The organism is Sessilibacter sp. MAH3, assembly GCF_054658275.1.
Map to the genome: position 1 here is coordinate 78,666 of NZ_BAAGIE010000002.1, position 19,171 is coordinate 97,836.

12 protein-coding genes are annotated in these 19,171 nt (G+C 41.5%); 5 read left to right on the forward strand and 7 right to left on the reverse strand.

Going from position 1 to position 19,171, the window contains the following annotated elements; all coding sequences use genetic code 11:
• Positions 1 to 65: 65 nt before the first annotated feature.
• Positions 66 to 2,702, reverse strand: a complete 2,637-nt coding sequence (hrpB, locus tag ACYQ2C_RS01925) for an ATP-dependent helicase HrpB (RefSeq protein ID WP_460099722.1) — start codon at positions 2,700 to 2,702, stop codon at positions 66 to 68.
• 120 nt (positions 2,703 to 2,822) lie between these two features.
• On the opposite strand from hrpB, the gene ACYQ2C_RS01930 reads away from it, so the two are divergent.
• Positions 2,823 to 4,394: a tetratricopeptide repeat protein gene (locus ACYQ2C_RS01930; protein WP_460099720.1), complete on the forward strand. Its 1,572-nt coding sequence runs from the start codon at positions 2,823 to 2,825 to the stop codon at positions 4,392 to 4,394.
• 308 nt (positions 4,395 to 4,702) lie between these two features.
• Here ACYQ2C_RS01930 and ACYQ2C_RS01935 read toward each other — a convergent pair whose 3' ends face one another.
• Entirely contained in the window at positions 4,703 to 5,446 is a 744-nt protein-coding gene (locus ACYQ2C_RS01935) for a class I SAM-dependent methyltransferase (RefSeq protein ID WP_460099717.1), read from the reverse strand.
• Positions 5,447 to 5,811: 365 nt separating this feature from the next.
• Positions 5,812 to 7,017: a permease gene (locus tag ACYQ2C_RS01940; protein WP_460099714.1), complete on the reverse strand. Its 1,206-nt coding sequence runs from the start codon at positions 7,015 to 7,017 to the stop codon at positions 5,812 to 5,814.
• Positions 7,018 to 7,516: 499 nt separating this feature from the next.
• On the opposite strand from ACYQ2C_RS01940, the gene ACYQ2C_RS01945 reads away from it, so the two are divergent.
• The 4 genes from ACYQ2C_RS01945 (at position 7,517) to ACYQ2C_RS01960 (ending at position 13,874) form a co-directional block, all read left to right on the forward strand.
• Positions 7,517 to 8,125 carry a TetR/AcrR family transcriptional regulator gene (locus ACYQ2C_RS01945; RefSeq protein WP_460099711.1) on the forward strand — a complete coding sequence of 203 codons (609 nt, stop codon included), beginning with the start codon at positions 7,517 to 7,519 and terminating at the stop codon, positions 8,123 to 8,125.
• A 122-nt stretch (positions 8,126 to 8,247) separates the two neighbouring features.
• Entirely contained in the window at positions 8,248 to 9,120 is an 873-nt protein-coding gene (locus tag ACYQ2C_RS01950; RefSeq protein ID WP_460048671.1) for an SDR family oxidoreductase, read from the forward strand.
• A gap of 819 nt (positions 9,121 to 9,939) precedes the next feature.
• Positions 9,940 to 11,343 carry a PhoH family protein gene (locus tag ACYQ2C_RS01955; RefSeq protein ID WP_460048673.1) on the forward strand — a complete coding sequence of 468 codons (1,404 nt, stop codon included), beginning with the start codon at positions 9,940 to 9,942 and terminating at the stop codon, positions 11,341 to 11,343.
• Positions 11,344 to 12,845: 1,502 nt separating this feature from the next.
• Positions 12,846 to 13,874 carry a hypothetical protein gene (locus ACYQ2C_RS01960; RefSeq protein WP_460048674.1) on the forward strand — a complete coding sequence of 343 codons (1,029 nt, stop codon included), beginning with the start codon at positions 12,846 to 12,848 and terminating at the stop codon, positions 13,872 to 13,874.
• Between the two features lie 174 nt (positions 13,875 to 14,048).
• Here ACYQ2C_RS01960 and ACYQ2C_RS01965 read toward each other — a convergent pair whose 3' ends face one another.
• The 4 genes from ACYQ2C_RS01965 to ACYQ2C_RS01980 all read right to left on the reverse strand — a co-directional run bounded on the left by ACYQ2C_RS01965 (position 14,049) and on the right by ACYQ2C_RS01980 (position 19,028).
• Entirely contained in the window at positions 14,049 to 15,887 is a 1,839-nt protein-coding gene (locus ACYQ2C_RS01965; RefSeq protein ID WP_460099838.1) for an ABC transporter ATP-binding protein, read from the reverse strand.
• Between the two features lie 1,217 nt (positions 15,888 to 17,104).
• On the reverse strand, positions 17,105 to 17,563 hold the full coding sequence (gene sixA / locus ACYQ2C_RS01970; RefSeq protein WP_460048675.1) for a phosphohistidine phosphatase SixA: 459 nt from the start codon (positions 17,561 to 17,563) through the stop codon (positions 17,105 to 17,107).
• A gap of 132 nt (positions 17,564 to 17,695) precedes the next feature.
• Entirely contained in the window at positions 17,696 to 18,010 is a 315-nt protein-coding gene (locus ACYQ2C_RS01975; RefSeq protein WP_460099705.1) for a DUF4389 domain-containing protein, read from the reverse strand.
• Positions 18,003 to 19,028: an NAD(P)H-dependent glycerol-3-phosphate dehydrogenase gene (locus ACYQ2C_RS01980; RefSeq protein WP_460048677.1), complete on the reverse strand. Its 1,026-nt coding sequence runs from the start codon at positions 19,026 to 19,028 to the stop codon at positions 18,003 to 18,005. Before ACYQ2C_RS01980 ends, ACYQ2C_RS01975 begins: the two co-directional genes overlap by 8 nt.
• Positions 19,029 to 19,171: the final 143 nt, after the last annotated feature.

Genomic DNA, 19,171 nt, shown 5'->3' on the forward strand with positions numbered 1-19,171 from the left:
GCGCCTATTTTGAAAATGCAAAAACAGCCATAAAACCAGCAGTTACACGAATTTAAAGCGCTCTATCACTTTCGTGGTTTGGCTCTTGCGGTAGGTGCAATCGAATAGGGATCTTCAGGCCAGTGATGCTTGGGATAACGGCCTTTCATCTCTTTACGAACCTCTTGATAGGATCCTTTCCAAAACCCGGCTAGATCTTGGGTGATTTGCAGTGGTCTGCGCGCCGGAGACAACAAATGAATACTCAGCGACACCTTACCGTTTGCCAACGTCGGAGTTGCGTCCAAACCAAACATTTCTTGAAGCTTTACCGCCAATATCGGAGGATTTTGTTGATAATCTATCGAGATTTTAGAACCCGAAGGCACGGTAATTTTTTCGGGCAGCAGTTCATCCAAAGTTTGCGACTGTTGCCAATCAAGCAGACTAGAAAGTTGAGCCGTCATCGATAAATTTTTTAACTGCGACAAATTGCTAACATTGGCAATGTAGGGTTCCAGCCAAAGTTCTATAGAATTCATCAAACCGGCATTAGAAACATCCGGCCAATTTGAATCGGGATCAATGGTTTTTAACAATTGAACACGCTGGCGCCACTGAAGCACAGTGTCGTCCCAAGTAACCCAATTTAAAGCGGTTTCGCCTTTACTCTTAAACCAATCAATTAACGACTCAACTCGCTGCGCAGAAGTAATATTTTCAACAGGCGTTTCTTTTAAAACAATAGCGCCCACTTTTACGGTATTTACAGCAACAAAACGTCCGTCCGAATCATTCCAACGAATATCGGTTGAGTTTTTTTGCAAATAAGATAATGAATTTTCAATTACTGTTTTGGGTAAAGCTACCGCTGAATAAATTCGATCGCGAGATTGATTTTTTTGTCCACCCAAATCAATAACCACTAACCAATCACTAGCAATTAATGGATCAAGCTCATCTAATACCGCACCACGCCCATTCGCTAACTTATAGACTTCACCACGAACTTTTTTTGCAATTCGATCGGGAAACGCTTGCGCCAGCAAAAATGCTACTAACTCTTTGGCAACATCAACCGGAGATAAAAACGCTGAATTTAAGATTTCTAAATTAAGTAAATTATCTTGATTTTTTATCGACAGGTCTTTTATCGACAGATTTTTAACAAGCTGCATTAACTGTTGAGCAATTTTAAGTGAGGCCGATAAATCACGATTATTTTTCGAAAATGACTGACTCATCGATTCAATAACAGAAAACAAATCTGCACTATTACCTTTAAGCTTATAATCTTGAATTAAGGCAGCAATGTTACAAGCCAGCGTTTCAATATCACCGCTAACATTACGCTGGCTTACAATATTGTTTACGGCCATAGCTTTTGCAACTAACAACATTTTTGCCAAACGCGGCGCTACTGGAAGCAATACCATCTGTTCGCCTAGTGGCGTTAATTGGCCTTCTTTAAAAGCACCTAAGTCATTTAATAAAGTAATACTCGCACCGAGCAAATGTTTTGGCGGAGCGTCTAACCAAAATAAATCGCTAACGTCATCAATTCCCCAAGCTTTTATTTGCAGCAATAAATCCGTCAAATCTGACGATAAAATTTCGGGTGTATCAAATTCAGGTAATTGATAATCTTTTTCTTCGCTCCACATGCGAAAACACACACCCGGCCCTAAACGGCCAGCCCGGCCGGTGCGCTGTTTAGCCGTCGCTTTTGAAACCAATTTTGTTACCAAACGCGTGGTCGTGGTTTTGGCATCAAATTCTGGTAAGCGCACCAAACCCGTATCCACCACGGCGGTAATACCGGGAATAGTCAAACTGGTTTGGGCAATAGAGGTAGACAAAATCACTCGACGAACATTTTTATTGTTGTCTTTAGGCTTAACAATTTCGTTTTGTGCATCTAACGATAAACCGCCGTGCAAGGCAAAAATCTCGACACTATTGGGGCCAAAATGATGCTGAAGACTGTTTTCTTCTAAATGATTTTTTACGCGATTAATCTCGCCAATGCCGGGCAAAAAGACTAATACATTTTCGTCGGTTTTTGAAAGCGCTTGAGTAACAAACCCATAAACCTCTGAATAAACATCAAACGTAGAATAATTTTTTGCGGAATAAATAATCTCAACCGGAAACGATTTTCCGGGGCTTTCAAGTACGGGAACGGTTTTATTTAAATAACTCGAAAGCGCGCCGGATAAACCCTGAGAATCCAGCGTTGCCGACATCACAATCAGTTTTAGCGGGCTTTCCCGTAAATCAGAAAACAAGTTTTTTGAATTAACCGTTAACGCCAAGGCCAAATCGCTGTTTAAACTGCGCTCGTGGAATTCATCAAAAATCACCAAGCTTACGTCTTCTAAGCTTGGGTCATCTTGAAGCATACGCAGAAAAACCCCTTCGGTAACCACCTCGATTTTCGTCGCCGCACTCACTTGGGTTTGTAAGCGCACCCGAAAACCCACGGTTTCACCAACAGATTCTTCAAGAATTTCCGCCATACGCATCGCCGCCGTGCGCGCTGCAATTCGGCGTGGTTCAATAACAATAATCTTTCCCAACTCGCTAAAGCCATCGAGCAACGCCAAAGGCACTAACGTGGTTTTACCCGCGCCCGGTGGCGCAATTAGCAGCAACTCATCGTTTTTGGCAATGGATTCTTGAATCGATGGCAGTAAATCTGAGATAGGAAAAGTCGGTAGCATGGAACAACAACAATGGTATGATCGTTAAAAAATAGTCCACAACCCGCACAAGGTACCAGCAGGCATTCGTTATTCATTTTAAAACACGGAAATTCGTAATAACAGGAAAGGTTGACTCACATGTGGTCGTATTTTCTAGAGATTTATCAGTTATTCAGCGAGAAAAGTTCAATTGATCAATTTGGCATTATCCTAAGCGTTCTGGGTGTTGTTATCGGCCCATTAACGGCACTTATAATTTGGATAGGTAAAAAACTGCTGCGCAGTAAGACGGCTAAGCTGTCGGAAGAACTCGAACATTACCAAAAACTGCTCGCGACTGAACAAGAACGATCCCGTGAGCTGAAAAAATCCTTACAAAAAACCCAAACCGAACTCGAACACACCCGCAATCAGTTGCCCGCCACCTGGCTTAAACAGGTCAACAGTGAACGACAAGATGGCAACGAAGGACGCGCCTACAAGCTATTACTCAACGGTTTTAACGGTATTTGTGAAGATTTCGCTAAGGTAACCAATGAATTGGCCGGCTGGTACGATCTATCTCGCGAATATCAACAAAAAACCGGCCTGCAAGAAGCCACTCGCTTTGCCGAACTCACCAACCGACTGCAACCCAACAACAAAGACTACCTGAGTTACCTTGCTGAACTACTGGAACTAAAAGCCGCTATCAATTGGCAACATCAAGGCGAAGAATTAACCCGCGACCAAGAAGGTATTATTGACCAGCTGTTTAGCGAGACCCCCGATCCAGAAAGGCTGTCTTCTCGATTTTGCACTTTATGCACGCAAAATGTTATTACAGGCCATCACTTTACCGCCTATCGCTTTGCCATCAGGGCAGAACAGGTCGCGCAACGCTTAGCGTTTGATCACCCCCAGCTGCTTACCGCACAATATAACAAATCACAATCGTTACTGTTTTTAGGGCTCTATCAAGAGGCACTGGATGTCGTTGATACCATGCTACCAGTTAAGCAACGTGTTAAAGGCGAAGAACACCCAGACACCCTAGCAACTTTGCATTTAAGAGCACTGGTACTAAGCCAATTAGGGAAAAACGGTGACGCACTGAATGCCATTGATACCCTGCTACCAATTCAGCAACGTGTAAATGGCAAAGAACACCCTAATACCCTTATGACCCGATTTTTAAGAGCTGATGTACTGGGCAATTTAGGGAACGATAACGACGCACTGGATGCCATTGATACCTTGCTACCAATTCAGCAGCGAGTACTAGGTAAAGAACACCCAGACACCCTCAACACTCAGCATTTAAGAGCACTGATACTGAGTAATTTAGGGAGGAATGACGACGCATTGGATGCCATTCATACCTTGTTACCTATTCGCCAACAGGTATTAGGCAAAGACCACCCAAACACCCTGGTAACGTTTTTGTTACGGGCAAAAATATTATTTGAACTTGGACACACGGAGGAAGCAATGGATGCTATAAACACGCTACTGCCAAAATTCCAACAAGCTTTTGGGGAAGAACACCCTGAGCTCTTAAAAACTTTATATATTAAAAGTAAATTTCTAAATCATTTGAGTAAGATAAAAGCGGCACAAGAATTAGCAAGTGAGGTGTTAAAACAGCAAACATACATACTTGGCAAGGAACATCCAAATACAAAAGAAACGCAAGAACTATTGGAAGAAATTCAGTCTGGTGAGGGATAAGCACATTAAAATTATTTACACAAATAAAATTACTTGTGTTTAATAACTAAAAAAGCCACAGGAATTTAAGCAAAAATAAATTTAAAACAATAAAGGAAACTCTGATTAACCTAGAGTTTCCAGCGACACAAGGATGTGTCGCCAATTTCAAGAACTGTAAGTGATTGAAATTGTGAAGAAATTGGAAATCGCATTTTTAGCTTCTGTCCTCTGATTAAATCAGGGATGAGTTAATCAGAGGTTCCTAAACATGAAATTTTAAAAATAAAACCCCGATTTAAATCGAGGTTTTATTTTAAATAATTTAATTACTCAGGCTTTTTGAACTTCAACGTAAAACGGTCGCTGTAGCCTTCAAAGCTTTTGTCGGTGGTGTCTTTTTTCAGGTCATCGGTGGCGTTGTAGTGAAGGTCGCTGTAATCGACAAATTCAAATCCTGCGGCTTCTACTTCTTTGATCATTAATACCGGATCAACACGACGCCATACTGGGCGACTGTAGGGTTGGTTGTGGCGACGGGTGTGGTCAATAATGCCGTAAACGCCACCGGGCTTGAGTGTATCAAATACTTTTTTGTTGAGTTCCGCACGAGCCTCAGGTGTGAAGTTGTGGGTGTTACGGAAGGTCAACACCATGTCTACGCCGGTTTTGGCGAAGTCTAGATTTTTAACATTAAACACGCCGCGAATATCGGTATTGGTTAACTCCGACTCTGGGGCAAGAATTTCAACATCTTTCAAGTCCCAATTTTCAAGCTGATCTTTTACGCGACCCGTTGAAATGGCGACATAGAGTTTACCTTTTTCTTTTAATACATTACCCAAAACTTTGGTGTACCAGCCGCCACCTGGAAACAGTTCGATAACTTCCATATCGGGTTCAAGACCGAAAAAGGTCAGAGTTTCGACAGGCTTACGCTCGGCATCACGCGCCTTGTCTTCGTCGGTTCGAATCGAACTTTCTAACGCTTTGGCAATGGCTTTTTCAGCAGCGGTTTCTGCGAAGGTCTGCCCAGCGAATGCTAAGGTCGCGGTTGCTAAGGCCGGCAGCATGAAAGATTTCCACGTTAATCTCGCGCTTTTCAACATCTTGATTACCTTTTTGGTCAACTTATAGTCAATTTTTATGATAAATATTGAGGTGGTCATTATTAGGGATTGTTTGATCAATTCCTAAAGCAAATCTTGAATATGTCTTTTATTTCACAAGAAAGTTTCAATATTTAGGAGAAATTGAACTAATTTGATGGAATGTGAGCGCTTTTAGAGAACACTGACCTAGAGAACACGGACTCGTAGATCAATCAAAATAGGAGATACGTGACATGAAGATGAAGAAGGAGATTACCCCAGCACTATTTATGGCTGGCCATAGCTGGGGTAATAAGGCTGGGATAATAAGGCTGGGATAATAAGGCTTATGTACCTAGATTGTTTAAGATAAGAGCGACCACAACAACCTGTGGCAAGGTAATGAGTGGCAAAAACAACGCAATCTTCCAAGATTTCATGGTGTCTTTGATGACCATAACCTCGGTGTAGTCGGTAGCAACACCGGCCATCAAGAAGGCAAAACCATTACCCGGTGCCGAGGTGCGATTCATAATATCGGCGGCAATGGGGGCGGAACCTTCCGAACACACTTCAATAATCGTTGCCGCAACGAGTGTTACCGCCAAACCTAAAACAGATGGACCTAACCATTGTTGGAATACATCTGGATCGACAAACGCGCGAATCAACGACGCCAAAACCACACCAAATAACAACCAACGCAAGACAATACGTGAACCACTAACAGACTCATCGAAAATGCGTTTGAGTAACTCTTTATTCCAGGTGATTCCAGACCATGATTCTTTCACCAAGGTACCCAAAGGTTTTTGGCTGTGTTCCTCTAACTCGGTTGACGAAGACGCAGGATTAGACGGCAGCTTACCGGCCGCGACAAGACGCTCAAAAACCCAACCCGTTGTAACTGCTAATACCATTGATAACAGAATAAAGGCTAGGGTCCACTGCCAACCAATTAAGGCGATTAAGATCAAGGTTAACGAAAATGAATTCCAAGGGCTGGCCACCAAGAACGCCATGGTTTGGCCCAGACTAGCGCCCTTTTGATACAGCTTCATACCCACCATTAAAATGCCGTGGCTGCATAAATCCATAAGCACACCGGCTAATGTGGCGCGAACCAAGCCACTGGTTGAGCCACCTTTGCCTAAAATACGCAGTACAATGGTTTGCGGAATTTGTGCGAGAACACCAACAAATACGAAGGCAATCAACAAACTAAACCACATGGTGTTGAGTAACTCGAACACGCTGTGAGTTAAGGTCTCTACCTGTGATACACCAAAATCGATGTTCAATGCGTAAAGGCCGTAGCCGAGGGCACAAATGATTAAGCTCGACCACAACATCCAATCGATAGATTGCTTTGGATGACAGCAGCTAGACTCTTCACCTTCGTGAGTTTCAACTTTGGTTTTAGGCGAAGGGCCGCAGCAAGAATGCAGCGATTCATTTTGGGAAGATGTTTGATCGGGTGATTGCGCCACCGGATCGTCATTGACTTTTTTGTGTCCGCAACAACTTGAAGACACAGCATCTGTACTACTCAAGTTAGCCCCCTATTTAAGAACCTCTGATTAACTCATCCATGATTTAATCAGAGGACAAAAATTAAAAGTGCGATTTCCAATTTCTTCACAATTTCAATTACTTACCGTTCTTGAAATTGGCGACACATCTTTGTTTGTGTCATCAGAGTGTCACCGGAAACTCTGGGTGAATCAGAGTTTCCTTTAGTTTGACGTAGATGACGACTAAAACAGAAAACCACGTGCTTTATATATTGACAACATAATTGAAAATATTACAAGCAAACTATGCTCGCAGGCCTGTTTAAATCGTATTCACCCTAATTACGTCAAAATACATACCAATAAATTTATCTGTAAGAGCTTCCAAAGCAGAACCTCTACTGAAGAACGGCTCAAGCAGCGCAGGCAAGGCACCCTCTCAAATAAGAAAGGTCGTTTTCCATTTTGTGGCCTACATCTCTGTCGAATATTTCGTTAAAAATAGACCAGTCTAATCTATCAGAGTTTAACGAAAACCATGGCTCGCACGCGCAACGATGACAAATATTCTGGCAATAAAGAGAGTTTAATTGCGGCCGGAGAGGCTTTAATCAGAAAAGCCAGTTATTCGCAAATTGGTATTAACGACGTTCTGCGAGAAACCGGAATTCCCAAGGGTTCGTTTTATCACTATTTCGATAGTAAATTAGAGTTTGGTATTGCTGTTTCCGAATTTTATCACCAAAAGCAAATGGAAACGGCACGTAAAACTCTTAAAAATCAGCACCTAGCGCCTATCAATCGTTTACAAGGTTTTTTTGAAAGCGCCCTGCAAGATATGAAAACCAAACAATTTACTCAAGGTTGCTTAATGTGCAATTTAACCACCGAATTAGCCGATGAAAATAATGAATTAAAAAATGTGCTTAATCGGCAATGGCAAGAATTAAGCAATGAAATAGCCGATTGTTTAAAAGCCATTGAATTAAAGTCGCTAAATTTAGAACACCTAAGCAGAACAGAGGCAGCAGACTGGTTACTGAATTCTTGGAGCGGTGCATTAACACGCATGAAATCCAGTGGTAGCGCACAGCCTTTACATTTATTTCTTAAATCTCTGCACTTGCAATCAACCATTAATCATTAATCAACCAAAATCAGTTTTATTAAACACTTCAAAAATACATTGATTAATAGATGTTTTAACCGCCCTTACAGAGCAACCTTCACTGAATTAACTAACGTTATTTAATTAAAAACGGGATTATCATGCAAACTAAAAAAACCATTTTATTAACCGGCAGCAGCCGTGGCATTGGTCTTTTAACCGCTAAAACTCTTGCTAAAGCTGGACATAAAGTTTACGCCTCTATGCGCGACATTAGTACTCGCAACAGTGCAATTGCTAAAGAATTGTCAGAATTTGCGACGGCAAACAAATTAGATTTAATTCCAACTGAGTTGGATGTTACCTCTAAAGAACAATGTGACAGTGTGATCAGCGAAATTCAAAAACAAAATACTATTGATGTTTTAATTAACAATGCCGGTGTCATGCCCGTTGGTTTAACAGAAGCCTTCACCAATGAACAAGTGCAAGCCTGTATGGATGTAAACTTATTCGGCCCAATTAACACCACGAAAGCCGTTTTACCCGCAATGCGTGCCAATAAAAATGGCAAATTAATTCATTTAAGTTCGTCAGCCGGACGTTTATCGATTCCGTATTTTGGCGTTTACTGTTCATCAAAATGGGCATTAGAAGCTTACATGGAATCACTGCAAATCGAATTAGACTCGTTTAATATCGAGACTTGCATCATTGAGCCAAGTGGCCACGGAACCGAGTTGGTTAACTCGTCACCAGAACCTAGCGATAAAAATTGCCTAGAAAGCTACGGCGAATTAGCTCAAGGTCGTGATAAATTATTAGGCATGTTTAAAGGCTTTTTCGCGCAGCAAGATCCAATTTCAGATGCACAAAATATTGCCGACGCTATTTTAACCTTGGTTGAACAATCAGAGCCTATGCCGATTCGTTACCAAATTGGCCAAGATATGGGCGTAGAAGGTATTAATAAGGCTACCGCCCCCATTCAAAATGGTTTAACCGAGCAACTTAAGCCTGTTTACAGTAACTAGACGAATAGCTTTGGAATTCTCACCGAATTAATTAGACAAGCATAATATGGATTTAAGCGCTCAATACACAAGGATGTGTGTCGCAAAACAGCGGCAATATTAGGTTTTAAACTACGGAACCAACAATTTAAAAATCACAAGCTCAGAAAAGAGTCTTATTTTTAAACACTGCTAATGTTTTAAATTTTTATTCCAAATATTTAATTTGATCAAAATTAATCCGCATCAATTTATTGAAAACTCTAATTAACCTAGAGTCCCGAGCGACAAAAGATGTGTCGCCAATTTAAAGAACGGTAAGTGATTGAAATTGTGACGAAATGAGAAATTGCACTTTCAATTTCCGTCCTCTGATAAAACTCCAGATGAGTTAATCAGTGGGTCCTATAAAGTTTAGTATAAAAACAGGTAAGAACCCCGCCTTAATATATGTTAACAAAATTTTTAGTTTTTTATTTTTACCGGTTAAGTCTTTTTTTATGGAACGGCTCGCATTTATTTTTTCAATCTACTTTGCCAGCTTTCAACGCTAATAACTTGAAAAGTCTAGAAGTTTTCTACGCGGATATTTTCCGTATAACTTTTATTAAAAATAAGCAGTAGATTTATGCTCAAGACAATGTCATATTATTGACCCCTCAGGATTTTAAGCCCTTTCTTTACATTTTTAATGCGCGCTATTTCATTGGCAAATTCTCAAATTCGATGTTATAAAAGTTTAGACGGTGCAATTTTAAGAGTTTAATTCCATAATTCTCTTATCTGTATTTTGCACCGCGACCAAAGCCTTTCATCTCATTCTCAGAGGAATCGATGCTTATGGGTCAAGCGCATATTGCTGTTAACAACCAAAACAACCTTCCTATCCGCTACGTTCTTGATACGAACGTTCTTATCCACGACCCAACCGCATTATTAAAATTTGAAGAACATCACATAACCATTCCAATGACGGTTTTAGAGGAGCTAGACAAGCTTAAAAACGGCCGCAATACAACCGCAGCTGATTGCCGACAAGCAATCCGTGAAATCGATAAAATCCTAGGCCGAGCTGAGCCCGAAGACGTTGAATCGGGTGTTCCGATTATGCGCGAAGCGACCGACTCTCATCTCGGCTCCCTATCGATTATGATGTCTAAATGCCCCGAAAATGTAACTCTTCTTCCAAACCATCTAAACGACAACAAAATCCTTAACGACATCTGTTTTTTAAAAGCCCAATACCCCAATCAATCAGTGGTGCTGGTTACTAAAGATATCAACATGCGCCTTAAGGCTCGTGGCTGCGGAATTGAAGCCCAGGACTATCAAAATGATCAATCGATTTCAGATATTGAATATTTGCATAAAGGCTTTTTGATGTTTGAGGGCAGCTTTTGGGATCAAATTGAAAAAGTTGATACCGAGCAGCAGCTAGGCCGCACAATTCATATATTGCCCCGCGTTGATCCCATCCAAAATATTTACCCAAATCAATTTATTTTGGATGAAATGGGTTTTGTTGGCAGAGTTATCAATGTAGATGCTCACGAAATTACCGTGCTGCACCTCGACGAAGGAAAACTCCTTACCACCGAAGCTTGGGGCTTAATTCCACGTGATATCTATCAAGCCTGCGCGCTCAACCTATTGCTCGACCCAGATGTGCATTTGGTTAATTTAACGGGTTCGGCCGGCTCTGGAAAAACCATTCTCGCCCTAGCTGCCGCCATTGAAATGACTATGGCTACAAAAACCTATCGTCGTATTATTGCAACGCGAAGCACCCAAGGCCTTGACGAAGACATTGGCTTTTTACCGGGTACAGAAGCGGAGAAAATGAGTCCTTGGTTAGGCGCAATTACCGACAACCTTGAAGCTTTGCACTGTGAAGACGAAGACTGCGACGGCAGTGTTGATTACGTGTTAAATAAAGTGCCTTTACACTTCAAATCGTTGAATTACATACGCGGACGTAGCTTTCAGCACAGCCTGATCATTATTGATGAGTGCCAAAATCTCACTCCACACCAGATAAAAACCATTATTACCCGCGCGGGCAATGGCTCTAAAGTCATTTGTCTGGGCAATCTCGCGCAAATTGATACTCCCTATTTAAACGCTAACAGCTCGGGTTTAACTTATCTGAGCGAACGCTTCAAAAACTTCGCTTCCGGTGGCAGCATTCAACTGCAAGGTGTTCCACGCTCTGCTCTTGCTGAATATGCCGAGGCGAATCTCTAAGAATCCTATCAACTCTGAATTTACGGCGGTGCAGAAATGTACCGCCAATCACAAATGTACCGCCAATCACAATTGAAACCTCTGATTAATTGATCCTTATTAAAATTAGCTAAGCAGTACAGTACCTGTAGTCACACGAGGCACTTAATATTTGCACAGCAATAATGAGCAATATTGCCGTAAATAATGATAGGAACACTGACAATTTCTCAGAATTGCAGCAATTCTCAACACTCAGTAATCGGCAGCAGTTCTAGGATTTAATAGACTGAGACTTAATAAAACCAGTTTACCCGAGTGTGTAACTTGGTTATTGCCAGACGTTAAATGAAGTTTTTTACCGATTATTTTGCTTTTAACGTAAACCCTTCCCATCAAAAACACCGTCTACACAGCTCACCATTAGGTATTAAATACACATCGTTGGCTTTTACCGTAACTACGCTGCGATCAGTTTGCTTGCAAAATGGGCTAACACTTACCATGTTTAAAAGCGAGATGAGTGTTTAATTACAAAACCCAAATGCTAAGAAACAACTAAGAAACGCGATGCAATGTAAAGATCTCGCTTTATCGGAATTCAAATCAAAAAATTAGTCTGCACGGTAGAAAAAACCGGTATTTAATACATTCGGCGAGAGTCAAAATATAGAGCCTTAAATATAGCGCTCTAAATATACAATCCAAATATGAGAGCCTTCGATTAACTCATTTATGATTTAATCAAAGAACAGTGGTTAACAATGCGACTGCTAATTTCTTCATAATTTCAGCCACTTACCGCTCTTAAAATTGACGATACATGCTTTGTGTTTCTGAAAACTCTGGGTTAATCGGAGTTTTCTATAGAAACGATCCTATAGATCACGCTATTTATTGGTATAACATTAGTAGATATAAGAAAAATTAGTGGGTATAAGAAAAATAGGTCCAACAAAAACCGGAGAATAAAAAGCATTGGTTGTAAGAGTTTGCAGCAAGGATATTCAGCAAAGATTGCATCAAGAAAATACAACTAAAATATAGATAAACGCATTTGCAAATTCACAAATTTTTAATATCCATGCCTCGCCGCTGCAATACTGTAAAGACTACCATCATATTTTGGCGTGACTTTGGCTAGTATTCAAACGCTTTAAATACATAAGTCGTACACTTAAGACCGAGAATGCTTAACGGAACCTAAACAGGCTTATGATAATTTTGTGATAACTTCGGCGATTGTGGCTCAGATCCAAAACTGCTGTAAAACTCACAGTAGTCTTTATATTTAATGCTGCTATAATGCGCGCCCCGAACGTGGATACATAACAATTACTAGCCTTCCTTTAGGTGCTTTCACTTAAAAGATTTTTAAAGGGAACCCAGAGATTGGTTTATCCAAATCTATATGTGTGGCCTGCCCGATTTTTTTTATAAAATTTATACAAAAATCAATCTCTGTTCGAGTTACAGATTTAATTAATAATTAACAATCCCTTTTCATTGGAGGAGTTTCTCTTATGTGGATTAGCAAAAAAAGTTTATCCAGTGCAGTTATCATTGCATCCACTCTTGTTTCAGTAAACAGCTTCGCACAAGACGACACCGTAGAAGTTAAAGTTGGCGGTTTCATCCGTGCAGATTACGGCGATGGCGATCGTTACTCTGAAGAGCAAGGCGAAGACCGTCTTGGCGTTTCTAAAGCTGCCTTAGCTGCTCAATCTACCTACAAAAACGTAACTGGCGTTTTAGTTTTCGGTACCGAAATTCTTACTGACGGTGATGACAACGCAGACGGCAACGTTGACGTTAAAGATGCATTCATCGTTTTAAACAATGTTGGCGACTCAGTTGTTAGCTTCTCTGTTGGTGCACAACCTCTATTATTCGGCTTGAAGCCAGAAGGTTACCCAGGTGACCACAGCATCCAAGCTTCTATCGAATACGGTGCAGGCGGTTTGTTCGCAGTTGCTAACCAAGCTGGTCCATCAATCATTTCTTGGGCTGACTTCGGTGACTTCACTCTACGTGGTGGTGTTTTCGATCTAAACAGCAACTACGACGACGTAACTTTCGCTGAGTTCGGCGACGACGGCTCTTCTGTTTCTGACAACTTCTTCTTGCAATTACGTGGCACCAACATTGGCGGCACCGGTATCTACGGCGTAATTGGTGCAGAGTCTGTATTCGTTGATCCACAAAACGACGGCGAAACCATCACCACTATCGGTCTTGGTTGGTCTAACAGCGTAATCGACGTTTCTGCTGAATACGTTCAGTTAGATGAAACCATCATCCAAGCTGGCGGTTTTGATATCGATGACGACGAAACTTACTTGATTCTTGAAGCTTCTGTAAAAGCTACTGACAAGTTAAGCTTCTACGCAGACTACTCTGAAGCTGACGAAGTTGAGTTCGAAACTATCCGTGTTGGCGTTGACTACTTGTACAACAAATTCACTGTTTTCTCAGCTGAATACTCTCAAGATGAATTCGATGGCGGCGACGACATCGACAGCATCGACTTCCGTATTGCTCTTAAATACTAATTTAAGACCTTTACGATGGTCTGAACCCTTAGCGGTTTAGCAAAAAAAGCCCGACATAGTCGGGCTTTTTTGTTTTTGTTTTTGTTTTTGTTGTTTAAGCATCTTTGATTAAATTCGCTTAATTATATTTTGTACAAATTAGATAAATAATCGCCTAGCTAAAATAAAAACAACTCAGTAATCGGTGAGAAAACCACCACTTTGATGCTTCCATAATTGGGAATACAAGCCGTCTTTTGCCACTAATTCTTCGTGACTACCCTGCTCCACAATCTTGCCTTGATCAAACACCAACAAACGATCCATTGCCGCAATAGTCGAAAGTCTGTGTGCGATAGCAATTACCGTCTTATTCAACATCAGCTCGTTTAAACTTTGCTGAATACTGACTTCAACTTCGGAATCGAGCGCTGAGGTTGCTTCGTCTAGAATTAATATTGGAGCGTCTTTTAACATCACACGGGCAATCGCAATACGCTGACGCTGGCCGCCAGAGAGCTTAACGCCACGCTCACCCACATACGCATCGTAACCGGTACGACCTTTCGAATCCGATAAATTCAAAATAAACTCATGAGCCTTGGCTTTTTTGGCCGCTGCAATCATTTCTTCATCGGAGGCAAAGGGTTTGCCAAATTTAATGTTGTCTCTAACCGAGCGATGCAACAACGATGTATCTTGAGTCACCATCGCGATATGTTCGCGCAAACTCTCTTGTTTAAGCATCGCGATATTTTGTCCATCAATACAAATCGAGCCGCTCTGAATGTCGTAAAAGCGCAGCAGTAAATTTACGAAACTCGATTTGCCGGAACCAGAACGCCCAACAATACCAACCTTTTCACCCGCGTTAATCACCAAATTCAAATCGGTAAAAACTTGGATATTGTTAACTTTACGCCCGTAGGAAAAATTCACTTGGTTGAACTGGATTTCCCCTTGTCGAACAATCAGAGGCTTAGCATCAACGATGTCCACGACGTCGCGAGGTCTTGCGATGGTTGAGATTCCATCCGATACGGTACCAAGCTGCTCAAATAAGGCGCTAACTTCCCACATAATCCAATGAGACATGCCGGTAAGTCGAATCGATAAACTCATCGCAATAGCAATAGCGCCAGTACTGATTGCATCTTGCATCCAAAGCCAAATACCTAAAGCACCAACCGAAAAGACCAACAACATATTGGTAATCCAAATCGTTAAATTCAGCAGGGTTACCAATCGCATTTGTGGGTGCACGGTGGACATAAACTCCTCCATACCAGCGCGCACGTAACTCGCTTCTCGATTTGAATGGGAAAAAAGCTTTACGGTTAATATGTTGGTGTAACTATCGACCACTCTGCCGGTCATCAGTGAGCGTGCATCGGCTTGTACTTCTGATGTTCTTTTCAGTTTAGGAACAAAAAAACGCAAAACTAAAACATACACAAACAACCAAACAATCAGTGGCACAGCGACCCTGATATCCGCATCTGCCAGCAGAACAATGGCGGTAATCAAATACACCGTTGCGAACAGCAACACGTCCAGAAGCTTCATCACAGAGTCGCGAATCGCTAGGGAGGTTTGCATAACCTTGGTGGCGATTCGGCCACTAAATTCATCCTGAAAGAAACTGAAACTTTGATTCAACAGGTATCGGTGTGCGCGCCACCGCACTGCCATTGGAAAATTACCCAACAAACTTTGATGCACTATGGTCGAGTGTAAAAATACCGCCAAAGGCATTCCCAGTAAGATAAACAGAGAAATACCGAGTAATTTCGGCCACTGTTCTTCGAGGAATGTCTCTCTGTCGGACGACACCAACCAATCAACCAGCTGCCCCAATATACCGAATAAATAAGCCTCCCCCACTGCAATCATGCCGGTAAGCAGGGCCATTGTAATCAGCACCTTTTCAATACCTTGCGAGTAGTGACGACAGAATGCTAGTAAAGACTTAGGAGGTTGTTTTAAATGCTCTTCGGGAAAAGGCTCTATCAACCTCTCAAAAAAACTAAAAATCATAGGTTTGTATACCAGAGCCAAAAATCGATTCAAATCTTACTGTGAGACTATTTCTAGGGAAGTTACAATATACGATCTAAGCGGAATTTTGTTGCCAATTTTTTTAAACATAAAATTCTAATATTATCGATTTGCGCGCAAATTATATAAATACGTCAAATCTCGACCTTAATCGTTTAAATCTCCACCAGCGTGTGCGATATCTCCTACAAAATCTTAGTACTTCTCCTACATACGGATTCACAGACTTGGCGCAAGATACATCCATAAATTCGAAAAACCAATAAACAGAGTTTGTAATAATTCCGACAGGAATTAGTGACATAATATGGAGATTGGGTGAGATAGTTCATAAAAAAGTTACACTGAACTGTCTATAAATAAGAAGATTTACTTAAACGAATTTATGGAATTACCTATCTTCTTAAGGAATAAGAGCTCGTACTACAAGGTAAGTAGTTGAATAGGTATACCTGGGAAGGACTACTCGGGGTCTTAGGAAAAAATCACGGAATGATCGGCTAGGAAGCCAATATAAGGTTACGGAAAAGACCATTAAGGATGAAACAGGAAGGTATTTTTAGGGAGGAAATGTTCAGGGAAGAGGTGCAAAGGAAACCGCACAACAACAGATGAAGCCGGATGCTTTGGTAGGGAAAAGGATTAGCAGGAAGCTTAAAAGCCAATCAAACAGCATAGATAGGGAAATCACGTTCAGGATGAACGTTTTGTACTTGGATTTGTACGTAGGTTGTTTGGGATAGTTACTTCAAGGATTGATTGTTTTCAAGGAAGACGGATTCTGGATGAGTCTTTCGGCAATGGAATAAAATTTACAGAGACTTTCTCTGGCAGGATGCACAAAGGAATAATCGGATAGACCAAGAAAGGTCAAGGGATGCTGCTCTAATTACTGGAGACTCATGTAACTTGCCAGTTGCATGAGTCGAATCATTCTTTAAGCACAGAGCACTTAATATTTGCTACTCTTTTAAGCACAGCAATCGTATTGATTGCTCAAACAATTCGCTTTAGAGCGGTCATCTATCGGATAAATAATTTTGTTCAGGCAAAATTATTTTTACGACTCACCACACGCTGAAACAAACGCGTTTCTATAATTGTATCAACTACTAATACTACCTTTTAAATGAAGAGAAGATCTTCATAGATTGAATACCTGTACTGTTCTGATTTTATAAGCCACAGGTAATTTACCAGGGCTGATTTACCCACAACAGCTCTCCCGCACCGGCCATCAAATATTCTGTTTCGATACACACTAACGAACTGGTTCCAAGCCTTAATTTACCGGCCTCCAAACCTGCAAGCCAATCGACGAAGGTTCCTATTAATGGTTGATGAGTGACCATCAAAAGTGATTCAACGCCAGACAGTTCAATAGCCTTGCTCAAACGCTCTGGATTAGCCTCCGGCACTAATAACTCGGTGGTATCGAACATCAAATGAGGAATAAATTTTTGTGCGAGTGTTGCTGTCTGCTGAGCACGAACGTAGGGACTTGCCCAAAACGATGTGACAGAGTTGAGTTCATGGGAGCGCTTTTCCAACACGTCGTTGGTTTCAGCAACTCCGCGAGCAGTAAGCTGGCGAGTACTATCAGCTGGGCAATAAGGCTCTGCTTCGCCGTGTCGAAGTAAGAATAGTTTCATGGTTGCTACTCTCAACAAGTCTATGGCCCGTTCAAAAATCTGATAGTAGATTTGAACGATTACGGTGACATTACAAAAAATTAAACAATAAGCAGTGCAGTCTTAGAGATTGCTGCCTTACAGATCGCTAGATTAGTCGGAACCACCAACATCGGATGCATCGTCAACCTTATCGTCTGTGTTTGGCCAATCTTGAAATGGAAAGGGTTTTTCTTCCGAGTTAAACGACAAGAACTGAAAACCTTGTTGGATATATTGAGAAAGTCCCGAACCAAACTTCAATAGATTTGCGTTCGGCTCGCCACTCACTAAGGTTAGAACAAACTGAAGAAAGACCAAAAGCCACGTTAAGATTACGGAAATATATACGCCAAAACCAATAATGACCATATACAGTAATCTTAACCAAATATTTTCTTTATTCCAGGCGAAGTGCTTGTCAGTCATTGTTTTTTACCGTGAATTCAACGTCGTAATTTTGTTCGCCCTGCATCAGTCGTTTAGCAACTTCTGATACCGGTTTATTCTCGAACAATACTGCATGTAATCCAGAAACCAAAGGCATGTATACATCCAACTCGTCCGCTTTTTTCTTAACAATGCGAACAGTGTTAACCCCTTCGGCAACTTGACCAATTTCTTCTATGGCCTGATCCAAAGTCTTGCCACGACCAATACTGAATCCTACCCGATAATTTCGGCTCAAATCGGAAGTACAGGTTAAAATTAAATCACCCACACCGGCCAAACCCAAAAAAGTCATTGGATTTGCGCCAAGCTCTGTTGCAAACCGGCTCATTTCAGCAAGGCTTCGCGTCAGTAACATCGCTTGAGTGTTATGCCCTGTACCCATGGCCGCTGCCATACCGGCGACAATAGCGTAGATATTTTTCAGTGCGCCGCCGAGCTCTACGCCATAGCGGTCATGGTTGGAATAAACCCGAAAGCTGGGTGAACTGAGCACCTCTTGAACGGTTTCTATCAACGTTTCGTTTTCACTGGCGATCACCGTACCGGTTTGCTGATTCTGAACGATCTCCTTAGCGAAGTTCGGCCCACTTAACACACCAATCGGGTGATTTGGGACTTCTTCTTCCAGTATTTGGCTCATCAGCACAAAGCCTTCTGGCTCGATACCTTTAGCGGTACTGACAATCCCAGCGCCTGGATCTAACAGGGGTTTAACAGTTTGAATCACCGAGCGAAAAGACTTACTTGGAATGGATACAAACACCAACTGAGCACCCGTTAGTGCCGCGGTCAAATCCGAGGTGATAGTGAGTTGATCGCACAACTTATAGCCGGGAAGGTATTTTTTGTTTTCGCGATCGTTTTGGCAGCTCAGCGCCTGCTCTTCATTGCGCATCCATTGAAAAACATTGTGGCCGTTAGAGGCAGTGAAATTAGCGATTGCTGTTCCAAAACTTCCGCCACCGAGAACCGCAATTTTCTTTGGGCCTTGCATATAAATCCTTGTAAATAATGAATTTTACGAGAAATTTGCGCCTTTGGATTAAGGCTAGCTCATTAAGCTGACATTGATACAACAACGTGTAAATCAAGACAGTAGGTTATGAGATCTGTAGTGATAAAGCCAAGCAAAATGCT